The 15,368-nt window shown below is 36.7% G+C and carries 18 protein-coding genes and 3 pseudogenes; 18 read left to right on the top strand and 3 right to left on the bottom strand.

Features of this window, described 5'->3' with window-relative positions:
* The first annotated feature begins 88 nt into the window (after window positions 1-88).
* The 9 genes and pseudogenes from OWR28_RS08555 to OWR28_RS08515 all read left to right on the top strand — a co-directional run bounded on the left by OWR28_RS08555 (window position 89) and on the right by OWR28_RS08515 (window position 7,498).
* Window positions 89-757, top strand: a complete 669-nt coding sequence (locus tag OWR28_RS08555; RefSeq protein ID WP_332386261.1) for an HAD-IA family hydrolase — start codon at window positions 89-91, stop codon at window positions 755-757.
* 8 nt (window positions 758-765) lie between these two features.
* Window positions 766-1,589 (top strand): annotated as a pseudogene (locus OWR28_RS08550) (phosphoribosyltransferase family protein).
* Window positions 1,579-2,136, top strand: coding sequence for a TerD family protein (locus OWR28_RS08545; protein WP_332386260.1), 558 nt, complete (start codon window positions 1,579-1,581; stop codon window positions 2,134-2,136). The pseudogene OWR28_RS08550 and the gene OWR28_RS08545 overlap by 11 nt, the downstream one beginning before the upstream one ends.
* A 2-nt stretch (window positions 2,137-2,138) precedes the next feature.
* On the top strand, window positions 2,139-3,314 hold the full coding sequence (locus OWR28_RS08540) for a toxic anion resistance protein (protein ID WP_332386259.1): 1,176 nt from the start codon (window positions 2,139-2,141) through the stop codon (window positions 3,312-3,314).
* 257 nt (window positions 3,315-3,571) lie between these two features.
* On the top strand, window positions 3,572-4,276 hold the full coding sequence (locus OWR28_RS08535) for a hypothetical protein (RefSeq protein ID WP_332386258.1): 705 nt from the start codon (window positions 3,572-3,574) through the stop codon (window positions 4,274-4,276).
* Window positions 4,277-4,351: 75 nt separating this feature from the next.
* Window positions 4,352-4,959: pseudogene (locus tag OWR28_RS08530) on the top strand (TerD family protein).
* 85 nt (window positions 4,960-5,044) lie between these two features.
* Window positions 5,045-6,088, top strand: a complete 1,044-nt coding sequence (locus OWR28_RS08525; protein WP_332386257.1) for a TerC/Alx family metal homeostasis membrane protein — start codon at window positions 5,045-5,047, stop codon at window positions 6,086-6,088.
* A 466-nt stretch (window positions 6,089-6,554) separates the two neighbouring features.
* Window positions 6,555-7,061: a TetR/AcrR family transcriptional regulator gene (locus OWR28_RS08520; protein ID WP_332386256.1), complete on the top strand. Its 507-nt coding sequence runs from the start codon at window positions 6,555-6,557 to the stop codon at window positions 7,059-7,061.
* A 23-nt stretch (window positions 7,062-7,084) separates the two neighbouring features.
* Window positions 7,085-7,498: a nuclear transport factor 2 family protein gene (locus OWR28_RS08515; protein ID WP_332386255.1), complete on the top strand. Its 414-nt coding sequence runs from the start codon at window positions 7,085-7,087 to the stop codon at window positions 7,496-7,498.
* Window positions 7,499-7,608: 110 nt separating this feature from the next.
* On the opposite strand, the gene OWR28_RS08510 is transcribed toward OWR28_RS08515, so the two are convergent.
* Window positions 7,609-8,175: a hypothetical protein gene (locus OWR28_RS08510; RefSeq protein WP_332386254.1), complete on the bottom strand. Its 567-nt coding sequence runs from the start codon at window positions 8,173-8,175 to the stop codon at window positions 7,609-7,611.
* A gap of 29 nt (window positions 8,176-8,204) precedes the next feature.
* Window positions 8,205-8,570 carry a hypothetical protein gene (locus tag OWR28_RS08505; RefSeq protein WP_332386253.1) on the bottom strand — a complete coding sequence of 122 codons (366 nt, stop codon included), beginning with the start codon at window positions 8,568-8,570 and terminating at the stop codon, window positions 8,205-8,207.
* Window positions 8,571-8,901: 331 nt separating this feature from the next.
* Here OWR28_RS08505 and bamJ point away from each other — a divergent pair, with 331 nt between their 5' ends.
* The 8 genes from bamJ to OWR28_RS08465 all read left to right on the top strand — a co-directional run bounded on the left by bamJ (window position 8,902) and on the right by OWR28_RS08465 (window position 12,806).
* Complete coding sequence (bamJ, locus tag OWR28_RS08500) at window positions 8,902-9,336, top strand: BamJ family beta-barrel-assembly machinery protein (protein WP_052198510.1); 435 nt, start codon at window positions 8,902-8,904, stop codon at window positions 9,334-9,336.
* Between the two features lie 162 nt (window positions 9,337-9,498).
* On the top strand, window positions 9,499-9,795 hold the full coding sequence (locus OWR28_RS08495) for a hypothetical protein (protein WP_332386252.1): 297 nt from the start codon (window positions 9,499-9,501) through the stop codon (window positions 9,793-9,795).
* Window positions 9,796-9,899: 104 nt separating this feature from the next.
* The gene (locus tag OWR28_RS08490) at window positions 9,900-10,085 is read left to right on the top strand and encodes a hypothetical protein (protein ID WP_332386251.1); all 186 of its coding nucleotides are present in this window, start codon (window positions 9,900-9,902) and stop codon (window positions 10,083-10,085) included.
* 23 nt (window positions 10,086-10,108) lie between these two features.
* On the top strand, window positions 10,109-10,426 hold the full coding sequence (locus tag OWR28_RS08485; protein ID WP_332386250.1) for a hypothetical protein: 318 nt from the start codon (window positions 10,109-10,111) through the stop codon (window positions 10,424-10,426).
* 65 nt (window positions 10,427-10,491) lie between these two features.
* The gene (locus OWR28_RS08480; RefSeq protein WP_332386249.1) at window positions 10,492-10,902 is read left to right on the top strand and encodes an Rrf2 family transcriptional regulator; all 411 of its coding nucleotides are present in this window, start codon (window positions 10,492-10,494) and stop codon (window positions 10,900-10,902) included.
* Window positions 10,903-10,963: 61 nt separating this feature from the next.
* Window positions 10,964-11,617 carry an NAD(P)H-binding protein gene (locus tag OWR28_RS08475; RefSeq protein ID WP_332386248.1) on the top strand — a complete coding sequence of 218 codons (654 nt, stop codon included), beginning with the start codon at window positions 10,964-10,966 and terminating at the stop codon, window positions 11,615-11,617.
* A gap of 17 nt (window positions 11,618-11,634) precedes the next feature.
* Window positions 11,635-11,970 carry an MBL fold metallo-hydrolase gene (locus OWR28_RS08470; protein ID WP_332386247.1) on the top strand — a complete coding sequence of 112 codons (336 nt, stop codon included), beginning with the start codon at window positions 11,635-11,637 and terminating at the stop codon, window positions 11,968-11,970.
* 23 nt (window positions 11,971-11,993) lie between these two features.
* Window positions 11,994-12,806 (top strand): MoaF-related domain-containing protein, encoded by an 813-nt coding sequence (locus tag OWR28_RS08465; RefSeq protein WP_332386246.1) that lies wholly within the window; start codon window positions 11,994-11,996, stop codon window positions 12,804-12,806.
* 199 nt (window positions 12,807-13,005) lie between these two features.
* On the opposite strand, the pseudogene OWR28_RS08460 reads toward OWR28_RS08465, so the two are convergent.
* A pseudogene (locus tag OWR28_RS08460) lies at window positions 13,006-14,032 on the bottom strand (M23 family metallopeptidase).
* 225 nt (window positions 14,033-14,257) lie between these two features.
* Between OWR28_RS08460 and OWR28_RS08455 the strand changes: the two are divergent.
* The gene (locus OWR28_RS08455) at window positions 14,258-15,298 is read left to right on the top strand and encodes an NAD(P)H-dependent glycerol-3-phosphate dehydrogenase (RefSeq protein ID WP_050791187.1); all 1,041 of its coding nucleotides are present in this window, start codon (window positions 14,258-14,260) and stop codon (window positions 15,296-15,298) included.
* The last annotated feature ends 70 nt before the right edge of the window (window positions 15,299-15,368 follow it).

Below are 15,368 nucleotides of genomic sequence, written 5' to 3'. Positions count from 1 at the left end.
GGAAGAATAGTATTGTAAACACTTTTTGATGATTAGAAAATTTTAAATCTTTTTCAAGAAGCTAATAAAAACTTTTAACTTAAAACGATTGAAAACAGATATCGATATTCACAACCACTGTCATTTTTCCTTTGACCTGTGGCTCACTTTAATCAAATCTCACCCTGAATTTAAAGCAAAAAGAGTTGAGCTGTTCTCCTCATTCTTCAATGTAAGCAAGTCAATAGAAGAAGTTGCGAAAACCGTAAAGTATTACGATGATCTTTGTAATTCCATCAATGAAGTAACAGGAGGAAATATTGATACTTTTGAGATCTACCTGATGATTCTTAGCGCTTTGGATGTAGATGTAAAAAAGCTGGATAAAGAAAGTCTCAACGAGTTTTACAACAAAAGTGAAGAGCTATTTCTGGAATATAAGCCCGTTGTGATTTTTGAAAACATTCACGATTTTTTCGAAGATATCAAAAATCAGGGAAAGACTATTAATATTCTAAGCAATACAGGATTTATTAAAGGAAAAACAATGAGAAAATTTCTGATTCATGAAAACCTGGATCAGTACATAGATTTCCATATCTATTCTGATGAAATCAATTGCTCCAAGCCTAATCCGCTTATTTTCCAGGAAGTGAAAAAGAATATTAAAGATCAGGATTTGCCCATGAACCGGATCCTGCATATCGGAGACAATCCGGTAGCAGATTATCAGGGAGCGAAGGACTTTGGCTTCAGTGCACATTTACTTAAACACTAACTATAAACATGAACAAAAGATACAGCTTACACCACATTCATTCGGCGGATGAGTTTACATTCTCACCTGCGGAATACAGTTATTTCAAATATGGCGATAAGTCGTATGCTGAAAAATTTGCAAGAGAATTATTCGACGGATTTATTTCCGAAAATGAGACGCTTTTAAAGACTGATAAAGAGATTGTAGTGCTTCCAAGCCCTTATATGGCAATTCCTACGGCTTCTAATTTTTATGCTTTTACTTTAAAAAGCATCTGGACTTTTATCTGTTTCAACAGGGAAAGAAGTCAAGTGTTTTATCGAAAATCAACCGTAATCATACGTATATCACAGATTATGGCAACCTTAATTTTGAAGACCGCAAAAATCTGATTGCCAATGATACATATTATATCGATAAGGATTTTTTGAGAGGAAAACTTTGTATTTTTATAGACGATATAAAAATTACCGGAAGCCATGAATATACCGTAAACAGAATTCTTGATGAATATAAAGTTGAGGCAGACTTCATGTTTCTGTATTATGCAGAGCTGATGAATTTTGACCTTGATCCTAAGATTGAAAACTTTTTCAATTACTATGCAGTAAAAAATGTAAAACATATCGCAGAAGTGATGAATAAAGAAAGTTTTCAGTTTAATACAAGAATTGTAAAATATATTTTAGGCCTGGATTCAGGTAATTTTGATTATCTTACGTCTAAAGTAAAAAAGGAACAGATGGATCTTCTTCTGGAGCTGGCCATCAGTAACAATTATCATTTAATAAAAGAATACGAAAACAACATCAATACTTTAATACAAACGGAATTATATTATGGCTATTAACTTACAAAAAGGACAAAGAGAAAATATCAACGCACCTAAATTTACTGTAGGTTTAGGATGGGATATCAATAATACTTCTACAGGAACATCTTTCGACCTTGATGCATCATTATTTTTGCTTGGAGAGGACAAGAAATTAATTTCAGATGATCACTTCATTTTTTATAATAACCTTGAATCTCCGGACAAATCTGTAATCCACACGGGAGATAATCTTACAGGAGAAGGAGCAGGTGATGATGAACAGATCAAAATTGATCTTACAAAAATTGATAATGCGGTGAAAGAGATTACAGTAGTTGTAACAATTCATGAAGCAGATTCAAGAAAGCAAAACTTTGGACAGGTAAGAAATTCTTTCATCAGAATTTTCAATACAGATACGAATGAAGAGATCTTAAAATATGAATTAGACGAAGATTTCTCAATCGAAACCGCTGTAGAATTCGGAAGAATCTACAACAGAAACGGAGAATGGAAATTTGAGGCTGTAGGCGCAGGACAGAGAGACGGCCTTGAGAAATTTGTATCAATTTATCAGAAGTAAACATGGACAATCAGGAAAATCAACCCATAGATCCGCTAGGATCAATAGAACCTCTTAAAACCTTTGAACCTACTCCAATGGTTCCGCCAACTCCTGCTCAGCCTGTTCAGAATGCAGCGCCGGGAGTTCTTGTGGACAGAGAGGGAAATGTAAACCTGACGCAGCTGCAGTCAGAAGAGCGCCAGAAGTATGAAGTTCTTGCCAACTCTATTGATGAGGCCAATCCCGGCTCTATTGTAAATTTTGGGGCTGAGCTTCAGAAAACATTATCCAACCAGAGTGACAGCTTCCTGGGAAATGTAAGAAGATCAAACTCAGGAGAAGTAGGAGGACTTATCAATGACCTTTTAGTGGAGCTTAATTATGTAGATGTAGATGAGCTTAACGGAAATAAAGTGAAAAGCTTCCTGAGCAAATTGCCATTCATGAAAAAGGTAATGACCCAGGTAGAGAACTTATTTGCAAAATACGATAAGATCATCAACAATATCGAGCAGATCTCTTATAAAGTAAATGCAGGAATCATCACTTCTACAAAAGACAATGCTGTACTTCAGACTATTTTTGAAAGTAACGTGAATTCTATCAAGCAGATTGAAGAGCTCGTCATTGCAGGGAATATCAGAATGGAAAGAGCAGCAGGTGAGCTTGCCCAGATGGAAGCCAACCCGCAGAACTATCAGGATTATCAGATTGCTGATAAAAGAGATTTCATTGCAAGATTAGACAGAAGAATGGCGGATCTTAAGGTGGTGCGTGTGATTATGATGCAGTCACTTCCGCAGATCAGGCTGGTACAGAATAATAACGTTTCTATTGCTGAAAAAGCACAGACGATTCTTACCACGACACTTCCGGTCTGGAAAAACCAGCTTTCACTGGCTGTGGCAATGTACAGACAGCAGCAGAATATTGAAATCCAGCAGAAAGTTTCTTCCACTACAGAAGAAATCTTAAGAAAGAATGCAGAACGCCTTGGCCAGAATTCTGTGAATGTTGCCAGAGCAAACGAGCAGACTATCGTATCTGTGGAAACATTGAGAGAAACAACATCAATGCTGATCAATACATTGAATGAAGTGAAACAAATCCAGAAACAGGGCGCAGATAACAGAAGAAAACTGGATCAGGATCTTCAGACATTGGAGCATGAACTTAAAGCTAATGTAAGAGGTTAATTTATTGGATACAAAGGTGGGAGATGATGCTGCAACCATATTGTCACAAAGCAAAAGAAGGTTAACCAGGCTTAAGCTTCTCGCTAATTTTTTGAACATATTGACATCATATCAATTTATATCAAAACTGATATTATCCACAATCTGTTCCAGGAAAATACGGCTTTAGATTATAATAAACTTGAACTTTTCCACCTGCAGTATACCGACAGTCTTATAGAACTTCTGACTAAAATTAAAAACAGAAGGAAAATGACATGCTGGCGGTCATTAATGAAATTAACATCAACAATAAATATATTTCAGGTTTTGAAGAAAGACGGGTAGATAACTTTCAGACCGACAGGAAAATGTACAGCGGTGTATTTTCGCAACATCTGAGAAACGTGTATCAGGATCTTACGGAAGACCGCTTTACGGCCAATTGGGATAATGTACTGTACTTTCATCAAAAATATGCCCGGGAATTTTACAGGACGGATGCAGATGAAACACTACTGAAATGCGATTCTTTCCCTTCTTATCAGTACAAGGATTATTCTATTGAAAGAAAATTGCTGGGAAGGCTTAATATACAGGGTTTTAAAGTCCGTTTTGTATGTGGCTACCTTATCGGAACCCGTGATTATGAGCTTTTCAAGATCTTTCAGTCTGATGATTATTTTATTTTCAGTGTGGATGAAAAGAAATTGTATCTTTTCGACAAAGAACTGGATAAGCTGGATATTTCTGAAAATCAGTCTAACCAGAGTTCCATTATTGATCAGCTGAGAAGCAAGAATGAACAGCTGGAACACAGTATGAACGAAAGAAAGCGTGCCCTGCCGGCAGAAGTGGAAACGGTTTTGAAAGATTATATCAGAAACCTGGAAAATATAGATATCATGAGCAAGATATTTGATTTCGATGAAGAAACGAATATCCTGCGGGCAATGCTTAATTTGAATCTGAATAATAATTAAGAGGCAAAATTGCAAACAGTAAAATCGCAAATTTGCCCTTTTGCTAAAAAATAAATAACAACTAAACATAAAAAGATGGCTATCAACTTACAAAAAGGTCAGAGAATTAACCTTAAAAAGAAAATGGAGCTGAACTTTCCCAGGCTTGCGTAGGAATCAACTGGGGAGCAATTGAAAAGAAAGGATTTTTCGGAACTAAAAAAGAAGCAGTAGACTTGGACGGAAGCTGTATTTTATATGATTCAAACAAAAACGTTACGGAAGTAATCTATTTTGGAAATCTTAAATCTAAAAACGGCTCTGTGAGACATAGTGGAGATGACCTTACCGGTGATGTAGACGGCGATGACGGATTGGATAATGAAGTGATTACGGTAGACTTCAGCAATCTGGAACCAAATGTAGAGCATGTGGCAATGGTGCTGAACAGTTACAGAGGCCAGGATTTCGGAACGATTCCTTTTGCTTCTATCCGCATTTATGAAGGAACACCTACCAATGTAAGGGAGGTGTTTGCAAAATATGACATTGCAAACGATGCTTCTTTCAGAGGACATGTTGCCATGGTAATGGGAGTTTTCTATAAGAGAAACGGAGAATGGAAATTCAATGCTATCGGAGATCCTACTGCAGACAGAAAGCTGGAGCAGACAATCCAGACTGTACAGATGAATTATCTATAATCAATTGTCAGTCAGAAAATAAATAGAATAGCAATATTTGTACAATGTACATCTATTGCTTTTATCATATTATAACATAACTCAAGTGGAACATCAAAGTATTTTAGAACTGCACCCTGGTCTGGTGTGGGGATTTGCAGTAACGGTCGTTATCATGCTGCTCCTGGACTTAGGGGTATTTAACAAAAAAAGTCACGAAGTGTCTTCTAAAGAAGCTACCATATGGTCTATTGTATGGATCTCACTTTCTATGGTATTTTCAGGAGTGGTATACTGGGTATTCAATACCGATGGAAGTCCTGAAAGCCATGCTCTGGCAGTAGAGAAATTCACACAATATCAGGCTGCTTACTGGATTGAAAAAGCACTCTCTGTGGATAACTTATTTGTTTTTATCCTGGTTTTTGGCTTCTTCAAAGTTCCGAAATACCTTCATCATAAGGTCCTTTTCTGGGGAATCATCGGTGCACTGATCTTCAGGGCCATATTTATCTTTGCGGGAGTAGGATTGATTAATGTTACGTATCTTCCTGAAATGAATATCTTCGGAGAGGCAGTGAAAATCAATGTTGTTATGACTCTGTTCGGATTATTCCTTGTCTATGCAGGGATCAAATCATGGGGAGACGGTGACGATGATGACGATGAAGATTACAGCAATACAGCAGGAGCAAGGCTGATCAAAAGCTTCTGGAAAGTTTCCGATAACTATGACGGAGATAAATTCTTCACCATTCAGAACGGAATCAAAATGGCGACTCCTCTTTTAGTGGTCGTGGGTGTCATCGAATTTACAGACGTTCTCTTCGCGGTAGATTCTATTCCGGCGATCTTTGCAATCTCAAATGACCCGTTCATCCTTTATACATCAAATATCTTTGCCATTTTAGGATTAAGGTCATTATATTTTCTGTTGGCGAACTTTATTCATATGTTCAGCAAACTTCCATACGGGTTGGCAATTATCCTGTCCTTTATTGGAGTTAAAATGCTTATTGCACCGTGGATTCATATTCCGTCCCCGGTTTCATTGGGAATTGTAGGGGGAGTGCTGGTGATCTCGGTTCTTTTATCCATCATCTTCCCTGAAAAAGAAGAAGAGAAGAAAGAAGAATTGGAAGAAAAATAATCATATTTAAAATATATTATCAAGCCTCTGGAGTATAACTCTGGAGGCTTTTTTGTTGATGAAGTTTTTTGTTGGGAAAGGCCAAGGCGCAAAGACAATAAGCATTGTACTCCTTTTAAGGTGCAAGGACATTTCGACTGCGCTCAATGTGGAATTTTCAACCAGGTTGAATGTTTAAGATGTAAACCTTTTAGTTTCAAAAACCTGTAAGGTTTGAGATAAAGGGAGTCAGATTATCAAAATATCTTCCTCAAAGATACTTACTATGATTTGTATAATTCAGAACCATAGTATTAGCGATAATAAGTTTTATCGGAAATAAAATCCTTGCGTCCTTAATATGCTTTATTAATAAAAATTTAGTGTCTTTGCGCTTTCCTGCATTTCAAAAGTAAATTAAAAATAAAACAGACAGACTGGTCTGTATATTGTTTTTTTCATACATTTGTTCCAGAAAGGAAAGCATATGAAATCACCAAGAGAAAGAATTGTAGAAGTGACCTTTGAATTGTTTGCAAAACAAGGATATAATACTACAGGAATCAACCAGATTATTTCAGAAGCAGAAGTTGCCAAGGCAAGCTTTTATCAACATTTTAAGTCCAAAGAAGATCTTTGTGTAGAGTTTCTGAAGGTGAGACATGGGTATTGGTTTAGTGAACTCAATCAATTTATATCAAAAGGAAATGGTTTACAATCTAAAATCGTCAATGCCTTTGATTTTCTGGTTTATATGAATGAAAAGGAAAACTTCAGAGGCTGCAGCTTTCTGAATATTCTCTCGGAAATACCAATGGATAATACTAAAATACTGAGTGTTATTCAGTCTCATAAAGCAGATCTCAGAAACCTTTTTTTAGAATTGCTGGAGGATCGTGAACTTTCCGATCATATCTACATGCTTTTTGAGAGCAGCATTATAGAAAGCCAGCTTTTTAAATCCAATGAATTGATTGAAAAATCAAAAAAATAGTTATCAATCTAATACAGTAAGTTATGGAACAGAAACATCCGCTTCCGCCTTTCACACTTGAAACGGCACTTGAAAAAATTCAAATGGCAGAAGATGCCTGGAACAGTCAGGATCCCGAAAAGGTTTCCAAAGCATATACCATTGACAGTGAATGGAGAAACAGAGATACATTTGTAAATGGAAGAGAAGAAATTGTAACATTTCTTCAGAAAAAATGGGAAAAAGAACTCAATTATAAACTTAAGAAAGAATATTGGGCACACACCGATAATCGCATTGCCGTCCGCTTTGAATATGAATATCAGACGAAAGATGGAAATTGGTTCAGGGCTTATGGAAATGAAAACTGGGAGTTCGATGAAAACGGTTTGATGGCAAAAAGATATGCAAGCATCAATGATCTGGCAATCAAAGAAGAAGAAAGAAAATTCAGATAAAATAGAATGACTGTTAGTACAACAGTCATTTTTGTTTTTAAAAGCTTTTAAAGCAAACTGAAACGCCAAGTCAATAAATTATCATTCATAACTCATCATTTATCATTATTTTAGGTGTTTTTTCCATGCAGCAATTTATTAATCTTCCTTCTCGTCTGCAGAGAAACCTTATAAGCTTCATCACGCAGTTTCTGTATTTTTCCTACAGGCTGAAAAAATATTTTACTTTCGAAAGGATTGAATGAAAGCAATTCATTGGTACAGTCCCGCGCATCCAGCAAAGAATTTTTATTGATTCTGACCTCACCGATTTTAATAAAAGGAGAATTTTTCCACTCAACATTCAGTCTGTTGATGGGCTGATCTTTCAGGTCATAACAGATCTGTATCAAAACATCAGCTTTAAAATCGTTTGTCTGCAGATAATTTTTTAAAGCATCATTAATCTTTTGCTTTCTTCCTGTATTTTTATCCACAGATTGAGGAGAGAGCTTTATTTTAATGACCTGATCTCCCAAGCGATAAGCACCTATCGAGTAATAATCAAACGACAGAATAAAGTCATTTCTTTTCCTGAAGAGCTTTATCATATTACGGATCATATCGCCGGTACATACGTAAGGAAACATTTTGACTGCCTGAAAAAGCATTGGCAGAAGGCTGCTCCATTTTTTCATATAAAACTTATTGACAGCGGTAAAAAGTTTCAAAAAGTTGAAACAGAATTCATTGGAAACAGCGGGAAATTGACCAATGGATAATTGGCCAGTAATCCTCCGTTTTCATCTTTGATCTGTACCGCAAAACCATAGGCAGGAATATCTTTTCCCGAATTTTTTATTTTCAGCTGGGCATTGGAAAAACGTATAATCAGGTCAAATTTTTCCTTGTCGAAGAAAGGCTGTAGTGATTCCGGGAGATCAGGCTCTATCACAAACGTACCTTTTGCTGCCGCATAGGTTTTGGCATGAGCATTCCTCGTAGCATAATTGACATCACTGATGGAAGAAGACTGTTCAACAAAATCTGCTATTGTTTTTATTGATTTCCAGAAGTTTTTTTTCCTCTTCATTCAGTTCATCAAACTTCTTATTATATTTTATTGGATTTGGCATTTAGTTTTAAATCCAATTATAACGCCAAGTTTCGAAATCTGTGTTAAGCAAGTATTACAATTATTTGAATTTTGTTGAAAAGACCTTTTAAGAAAATAAAAGTAAAGTAATATGATTATTGAATTTTAATAAGTAAAACATTTAACTTGTTGATTACTAATATTAAATTGTTTTTGAATAATAATGTTTTGAAACAAACAGATCAGATATATAATATTTTGGATTTTAACCTTCCATCCTCTCCGTCTTCCAACCTTAAAAAGCCTTATCTTTGTAAAAAATTATCATATGGGAGTAGCAGATATGTTATTTAAACGTAAAAAAGAATTGGCAGAAAAGAACCTGAAAGACGGTAAAGAATATATGGAAGAGTATGGTAAAAGAGAAAGCGTTGTGCAGTTACCAAGCGGCTTGCAATATGAAATCATTACGGAAGGTGACGGCCCGAAACCAGGTCCTAAGTCTACTGTAAAATGCCACTATCATGGAACAACCATTTCCGGTAAAGTATTCGACAGCTCTGTAAAAAGAGGGACTCCGGCTTCTTTTCCTTTGAACAGAGTAATTTCAGGATGGACGGAAGCTCTTCAGCTAATGCCGGTTGGCAGTAAATGGAGACTGATCATTCCTCCGCATCTGGCGTATGGAGATCAGGAAATCAGCAAAGAAATCGGGCCAAACAGTACCCTTGTTTTCGAAGTTGAATTACTGGATATTAAGTAATCCTTCTTAAAAATAGATTAAAAAATTACCTGACTTCAGGTAATTTTTTTTATTTGTGCTATATTCGTATTGATAAATGGTAAGACTGAAGGAGATTGCATCTTGGCAGCAATTTATCAATAAGGCACAAAAAAACGACTGAATGAAAAAACTTTTTACCTTTTGATTGTTTTCGGGCTTCTTACTTCTTGTGTCTCAAAGAAGAATCAGGCTATTCAGCAGAATATACTTACGCTGAAAGACAGCTATTGCAAAGCACCTTTCAAGTATAACTACAGCAATAAAATCCCATCTTATAACGCAGACTCTATCCTGGCTGCCAATAAAGAATTGAAAGAGCTGTTTTCCGATCAGAGTATCCTGATATTGAATGCACTGGATAATCTGGATGAGGTTCACGAAATTATTGACCTTAAAAAGACTCATCCCTTGCTTCGCAGGTTAAAGTTTTACAGTTAAAAACAAAAATAAACAGTAAAATCACGATTGCGCTGACAGAGCTGGATGCTGTAGCCGCAGAATTTGACTGTGAAGGAGAAAGAGTAGCCCAGATCGGAAATTATGTGGATAACCTGAACGCATCAAAAAATAATAAGCTCATCCTTTATTCCATTATTACCGGAGCCGCTGCTTCTATAGCCGGAGGTATTGTTCATGACCAGGGCTGGAGCAATGCGATTGATATCGGAGGAGGGGTTTTAGGAGCGGGTTTTGGTTTGGCAACCCTTAATCCCAAAGGAAAAAAGTAGAGTTTATTCATCAGAGAAATCTTTTGAGAGATATCTGGAAAGAAAAGCTGGAATCTCCCAATTTTCCACCTTTTATCTGGTATATGTATACCGAGAAAAAATTTTCCAACAGGGAAGATCATTCTATCATCGGGAATATGAAGATGAGATGGCTTCACTACCAGTTTGATGATAATAAAGAAGCGGCAGACAAGTCTGTCATTTTCAGTGATGGCGGGTATTACAGGGCAGATGATCTTCACAACCGTGCAGCCATGCTCAATCAGATGCAGTCAGCAACACGTACCATTAATCAGAACATCAATTATCTGCTGCTTGACCTTGACAAATTAATCCTTTAAGAAAAATTTAACTGTAATAAATTTTGTTACATTTAAAAAATGTGTATCTTTGCCCTGTAATTACAATGAACAATACAAGATTTGCTACGGCAGTACATATAATGACATTACTGGCAAAGAGTCCTCAGGAGTGGCTTACTTCTGACTGGATGGCCGGTAGTATCAATGTGAATCCGGTGATTATCCGAAAGGAGATCAGCGTATTGAGAGAAGCAGGTCTGATTATCAGCAGACAGGGAAAAGAAGGAGGAAGCCAGCTTGCAAAAGATGCGGATATGATCACAATCTCTGAGATCTATAAAGCAGTTAAAAATACGGAAGTATTAGGAAAGAAAAATCAGAATCCTAATCCGGCATGCAGTGTCGGGAAGGAAATAAATATCCATTTAAATACCTTATTTGAAGAAACAGATCATTTGGTTATCAATTTTTTAGGAGACAAATCATTACAGGAATTTACCGATCAGTTCGAATAAAATTTTTTTAACCATAAATGTAACAAAATTTATTACAATTTAATTTAAAAAATAAAATGTTATGAAAAAAGTAGCAGTAATTGGTGCAACAGGATTTGTAGGAGCACACGTAGTAACAGAATTGGCAGAAAGAGGATATGCTGTAGAAGCATTGGTAAGAGATGCATCGAAGGTAAAAACGCAGGAAAATGTAACCGCTAAAAGTGTTGATGTAAACAATGTAGATGCATTAGCTGAAGCACTGAAAGGAAATGATGCTGTAATCAGTACATTCAATGCAGGATGGACAAATCCTAATCTTTACAACGATTTCTTAAATGGTTCTCAGAACATTGAAAAAGCAGTGGAACAATCAGGGATAAAAAGACTGATTGTGGTAGGTGGAGCAGGAAGCCTTTACACACCGGATAATGTTCAGATTGTGGATACTCCGGACTTCCCTGAAGCTTACAAACCCGGTGCAACAGCAGCAAGAGATTACTTAAACAAAATCAAGGAAAATAATACTTTGGATTGGACATTCTTCAGCCCTGCCATAGAGATGAACCAGGCCAATGTAGGAGAAAGAACAGGAAAATACAGAACTTCACTGGAAACTCCGGTATTTGATGAAAACGGAAGAAGCCGTCTGTCTGTAGAAGATGTAGCCGTAGCTCTGGTAGATGAATTAGAGCAGAACAATCACATTCGTGAACGTTTCACAGCAGCATACTAATATATAAAAGAACAGAAATGATACAAAAGAAATTATGGTCGTTATTCGCACTGCTGGGCTTTATCAGCGTATTTGCGGGAAACCTCAAAGTAAAAGTATATAATCCGGGAACCAAAGCTATTTTCCCGATTACTTCTACCATTATTTATGGTGATAAAGATGCCATACTGGTAGATGCCCAGTTTCAGAAACAATATGCTGAACAGCTGGTGAAAGAAATAAAGGCAACAGGAAAAAATCTGAAAACCGTTTTTATTTCGCACAGTGACCCCGATTTTTATTTTGGATTGGATGTGATTAAAAAGCTTTTCCTAATGCTAAAATTATCTCAACGGCGCAAACAGCTTACCTGATATCAGCTTCAAAAGATGATAAGATGGGCGTATGGAAACCGCAGCTGAAAGCGGACGCTCCGTCAGAAATTATAGTTCCTGAGGCAGCTGCTTCAATCCCTGATCTTGAAGGGAATAAAATTGAGATCAGACAGAATCCGGAAGACCCTGCACACAGCTTTCTTTGGATCCCTTCCATTAAAACCATTGCCGGCGGAATTTCAGTTTCTGTAGACTCCCATCTATGGATGGCAGACACGCAGAATGTAAAAGCAATTGATCAGTGGATAGGGCAGATTGATGCCATGAAAGCATTGAACCCGGAGCAGGTCATTCCTTCCCATTTTGCAAAACCGTCTACATCTCCACAATCTCTGGATTTTGTGAAGAACTATTTGGAAAATTATAAAAAAGCAGTGACAGAGAACAAAACTTCATCTTCCATTACAGACTTTATGGTTAAAAAGTATCCTGATCTTCCGGGAAAAGAAGAGCTGGAGATGGGAGTAAAGGTTTTCCTTAAAGAAATGGAATGGGATTTAAAATCACCATACCCGGCCATCGGACATAAAATGGAAGTGGATTTTGGAGGTGTAAAATTCCTTCTGGATTTTAAAGACAACAAAACCATGACGTTTACAGGAACAGCAGGAAGTTCAAAAAACAGTACTGACACTGTAGAATATACTGCTGTAGAAGTAGCAAAGAATGTTTTTATGGTATACTGGCATGAGCCTCATCTTGGCTTCAATGTTACCCATATTCAGGATTATAATAAAAATATTGTGTATTCAAATATTGCAGGCCCCGATGGTACGTTTACCCATCCGAAAGGGATTCTTACAATTTTAAAATAAGATAAAAACTACCATTACATGATGGTAGTTTTTATTTTGAACCATTAAGGTTTTTGGAGGATTGAAGCTGCATTAAGGAGATACCAATTAAAGCGGACTCTTCTTAATATTCTTAAAAACTAAATATTCCTTAATGGTTTAAAAAAGATTTGGCCTTCTTGCCCTATGTAAAAAGGCTGTCGGATAGACAGCCTTTTTATTATAAATTCATAAACAATTTCGGGTTTACCGGAGTATTGTTTTTGTGTACTTCATAATGAAGATGAGGTCCTGTGGAACGCCCGGAGTTTCCGGATTTGGCAATGACCTGTCCTACTTTTACTTTATCATTCACTTTTGATACAAGTTCAGATAAATGTCCGTATAATGTAGCCAATCCGTTACCATGGGAAACGATCACACAGTTTCCATAACCGCCTTTCTGCCCTGAGAAAATAACGGTTCCGGCAGCGGCAGCTCTTACATCAGAACCATAAGCAACAGCAATATCGAGTCCTTTGTGAAACTGCATCTGATCAGCTTCAGCAGGTGGATTGTTTTTTTCAGCAACAGTTGTTGGTGTTGTAGTTGTACCCGCAGCAGGTTTGGCAGTTGCCGGAGATGATGTTGAAGCTACAGGAGCCACTTTTGGAGTAACCATCACTTTTACTTTCTTTATTTCCGTAGCTGTCTGTAAGTTCTATGACTTTTTCAACAGGTTCAGCTTTAACTTCAGGTTTTGGTGCTGCAGCGACTGCTGATTTAGCTTCTGCTGGTGCGCCTGATCTTACCGAAGCAAAAACCGTTTTAAACGGAATCGGATTTTTTCTTACGCCAAAGTTAGAAGAAATATAGCCATCTGTAGGCATTCCTAATGGTACCTGCATCAGTTTTTTCTGAAGATCCATCAGATACTGGCTGTATCGGTTAGCTTGTTTGGAAAGATAAATAGAATTTGAAATACTGTCCTGATTAAGCATCATCAGTTTTTCGTTGGTAATGTCTTTGGACTTCAGGAAGGAGTTGAGCTGTGCAACGGTCTGATCTACAAGAGTAAGATCAGTTTTCATTTTCAGATAATCTACACTGTCTTTTTCAGTGTTTATTTTTACAAGATTCACTTCGTAGGTTTTATCATCTCTTTCAGAAAAGAGCTTCGCTATGAAGACACCTTGTGCAAAAACTACTAGTAAAAGCCCTCCCAGGAGAATGTTTACGTTCTTCTTGCTGTTTAGAAATTTTTTCATATTTCTTCTCTTAGTAAATTTAAAACGGTTTTGAAGCTGCAAATTTAATTAAAAATAAGTTTTGTGAGTTATTTTTAATTAAAATTCAGTTTTTTCTGTATTTAACGGTTAATTAGCTGTTTAATTGTGCTGAAGTGTTAATTTTTTCAGAAAATGGCTTTTATCATGGTTTCAAAGCCTGCGTTCCGTCTTTGTTTTAATATCTTTGCAGTTCACATTCCAATTATGGCTAAAAAGAAAATTATTTCAGAATCTTCGAATCCAAAAAAGAATAAAAAGGATATTTCTGTAGGAGTTGTAGGAAGCGGAAGTTTTGCAACCGCTATTGTAAAAATGCTTGTTGAAAACTGCAAAGTAGTACACTGGTGCGTAAGAAATGAATTTGTAAAAGGAGCTATTGAGCTTCGTGGGCATAACCCGACTTATCTTACGGCTGCCCATTTTAATCTTAAAAGTTTAAAGCTGACAACGGACATTAATGAACTGGTTTCTGCCTGTGACGTTATCGTTCTGGCAACTCCGTCTATCTATCTGTCTGATACACTGGATAAGATGACATGTGATTATTCTGATAAGATCTTTGTCTCTGCAATTAAAGGAATTATCCCAAAAGTAAATGATGTGGTAGCCCATTATCTGCGCGATGAATTTAAAATCGGATTCAGAAATCAGGCGGTTATCGCGGGACCTTGTCATGCTGAAGAGGTTGCGATGGAAAGGCTTTCTTATCTTACCATTGCAGCGGCCGAAGATGAAACTGCTGAAAAGCTTGAAGGAATTTTCAGCTCAGACTTTATTAAAGTTCATACAAGCAAAGATATTTTAGGAAACGAATACAGTGCTATTCTTAAAAATATTTTTGCGATCGGGGCGGGTATTGCAAGCGGATTAGGATATGGAGATAACTTTACAGCGGTCTTTGTTTCCAATGCGATCCGTGAAATGGAAACTTTCCTGGAAGCCATCTATGAAGCACCAAGAGATGTGAACGAAAGTGCTTATCTGGGGGACCTTCTGGTAACGGCATATTCACTTTTCTCAAGAAACAGAAACCTTGGAAATCTGATTGGAAAAGGTTATACGGTAAAATCTGCCATTCAGTCTATGAACATGGTTGCAGAAGGATATTATGCTGCAGATTCCATTTATAAAACGGCAAAACAGAAAAATCTTAAGCTGCCGATTATTGATACGGTATATGCCATCCTTTATGAAGGAAAAAATGCCGAAAAGCAGTTTAAAAAACTGACGGCAAAACTGAATTAAAATGAGGCTTATTACCAAATCTTGTTTGTAAAAATAATTAAAACTTAAGCATCCGGTGCTTAAGTTTTTT

This window comes from Chryseobacterium sp. 1B4, from assembly GCF_036631475.1.
Taxonomy (GTDB): Bacteria; Bacteroidota; Bacteroidia; order Flavobacteriales; family Weeksellaceae; genus Chryseobacterium.
The sequence above is the reverse complement of the archived record's forward strand: the minus strand, read 5'-3'. Positions and strand labels throughout refer to the sequence as shown.

Bases quoted from the DNA above. Each gene is read 5' to 3' on its own strand.
- OWR28_RS08545 (WP_332386260.1), top strand. From the start codon at position 1,579: ATGGCTATTAACTTACAAAAAGGACAAAGAGAAAATATCAACGCACCT.
- OWR28_RS08540 (WP_332386259.1), top strand. From the start codon at position 2,139: ATGGACAATCAGGAAAATCAACCCATAGATCCGCTAGGATCAATAGAA.
- OWR28_RS08535 (WP_332386258.1), top strand. From the start codon at position 3,572: ATGCTGGCGGTCATTAATGAAATTAACATCAACAATAAATATATTTCA.
- OWR28_RS08520 (WP_332386256.1), top strand. From the start codon at position 6,555: ATGAAATCACCAAGAGAAAGAATTGTAGAAGTGACCTTTGAATTGTTT.
- OWR28_RS08515 (WP_332386255.1), top strand. From the start codon at position 7,085: ATGGAACAGAAACATCCGCTTCCGCCTTTCACACTTGAAACGGCACTT.
- OWR28_RS08510 (WP_332386254.1), bottom strand. From the start codon at position 8,175: ATGAAAAAATGGAGCAGCCTTCTGCCAATGCTTTTTCAGGCAGTCAAA.
- OWR28_RS08505 (WP_332386253.1), bottom strand. From the start codon at position 8,570: ATGAAGAGGAAAAAAAACTTCTGGAAATCAATAAAAACAATAGCAGAT.
- bamJ (WP_052198510.1), top strand. From the start codon at position 8,902: ATGGGAGTAGCAGATATGTTATTTAAACGTAAAAAAGAATTGGCAGAA.
- OWR28_RS08480 (WP_332386249.1), top strand. From the start codon at position 10,492: ATGAACAATACAAGATTTGCTACGGCAGTACATATAATGACATTACTG.
- OWR28_RS08475 (WP_332386248.1), top strand. From the start codon at position 10,964: ATGAAAAAAGTAGCAGTAATTGGTGCAACAGGATTTGTAGGAGCACAC.
- OWR28_RS08470 (WP_332386247.1), top strand. From the start codon at position 11,635: ATGATACAAAAGAAATTATGGTCGTTATTCGCACTGCTGGGCTTTATC.
- OWR28_RS08465 (WP_332386246.1), top strand. From the start codon at position 11,994: ATGGGCGTATGGAAACCGCAGCTGAAAGCGGACGCTCCGTCAGAAATT.
- OWR28_RS08455 (WP_050791187.1), top strand. From the start codon at position 14,258: ATGGCTAAAAAGAAAATTATTTCAGAATCTTCGAATCCAAAAAAGAAT.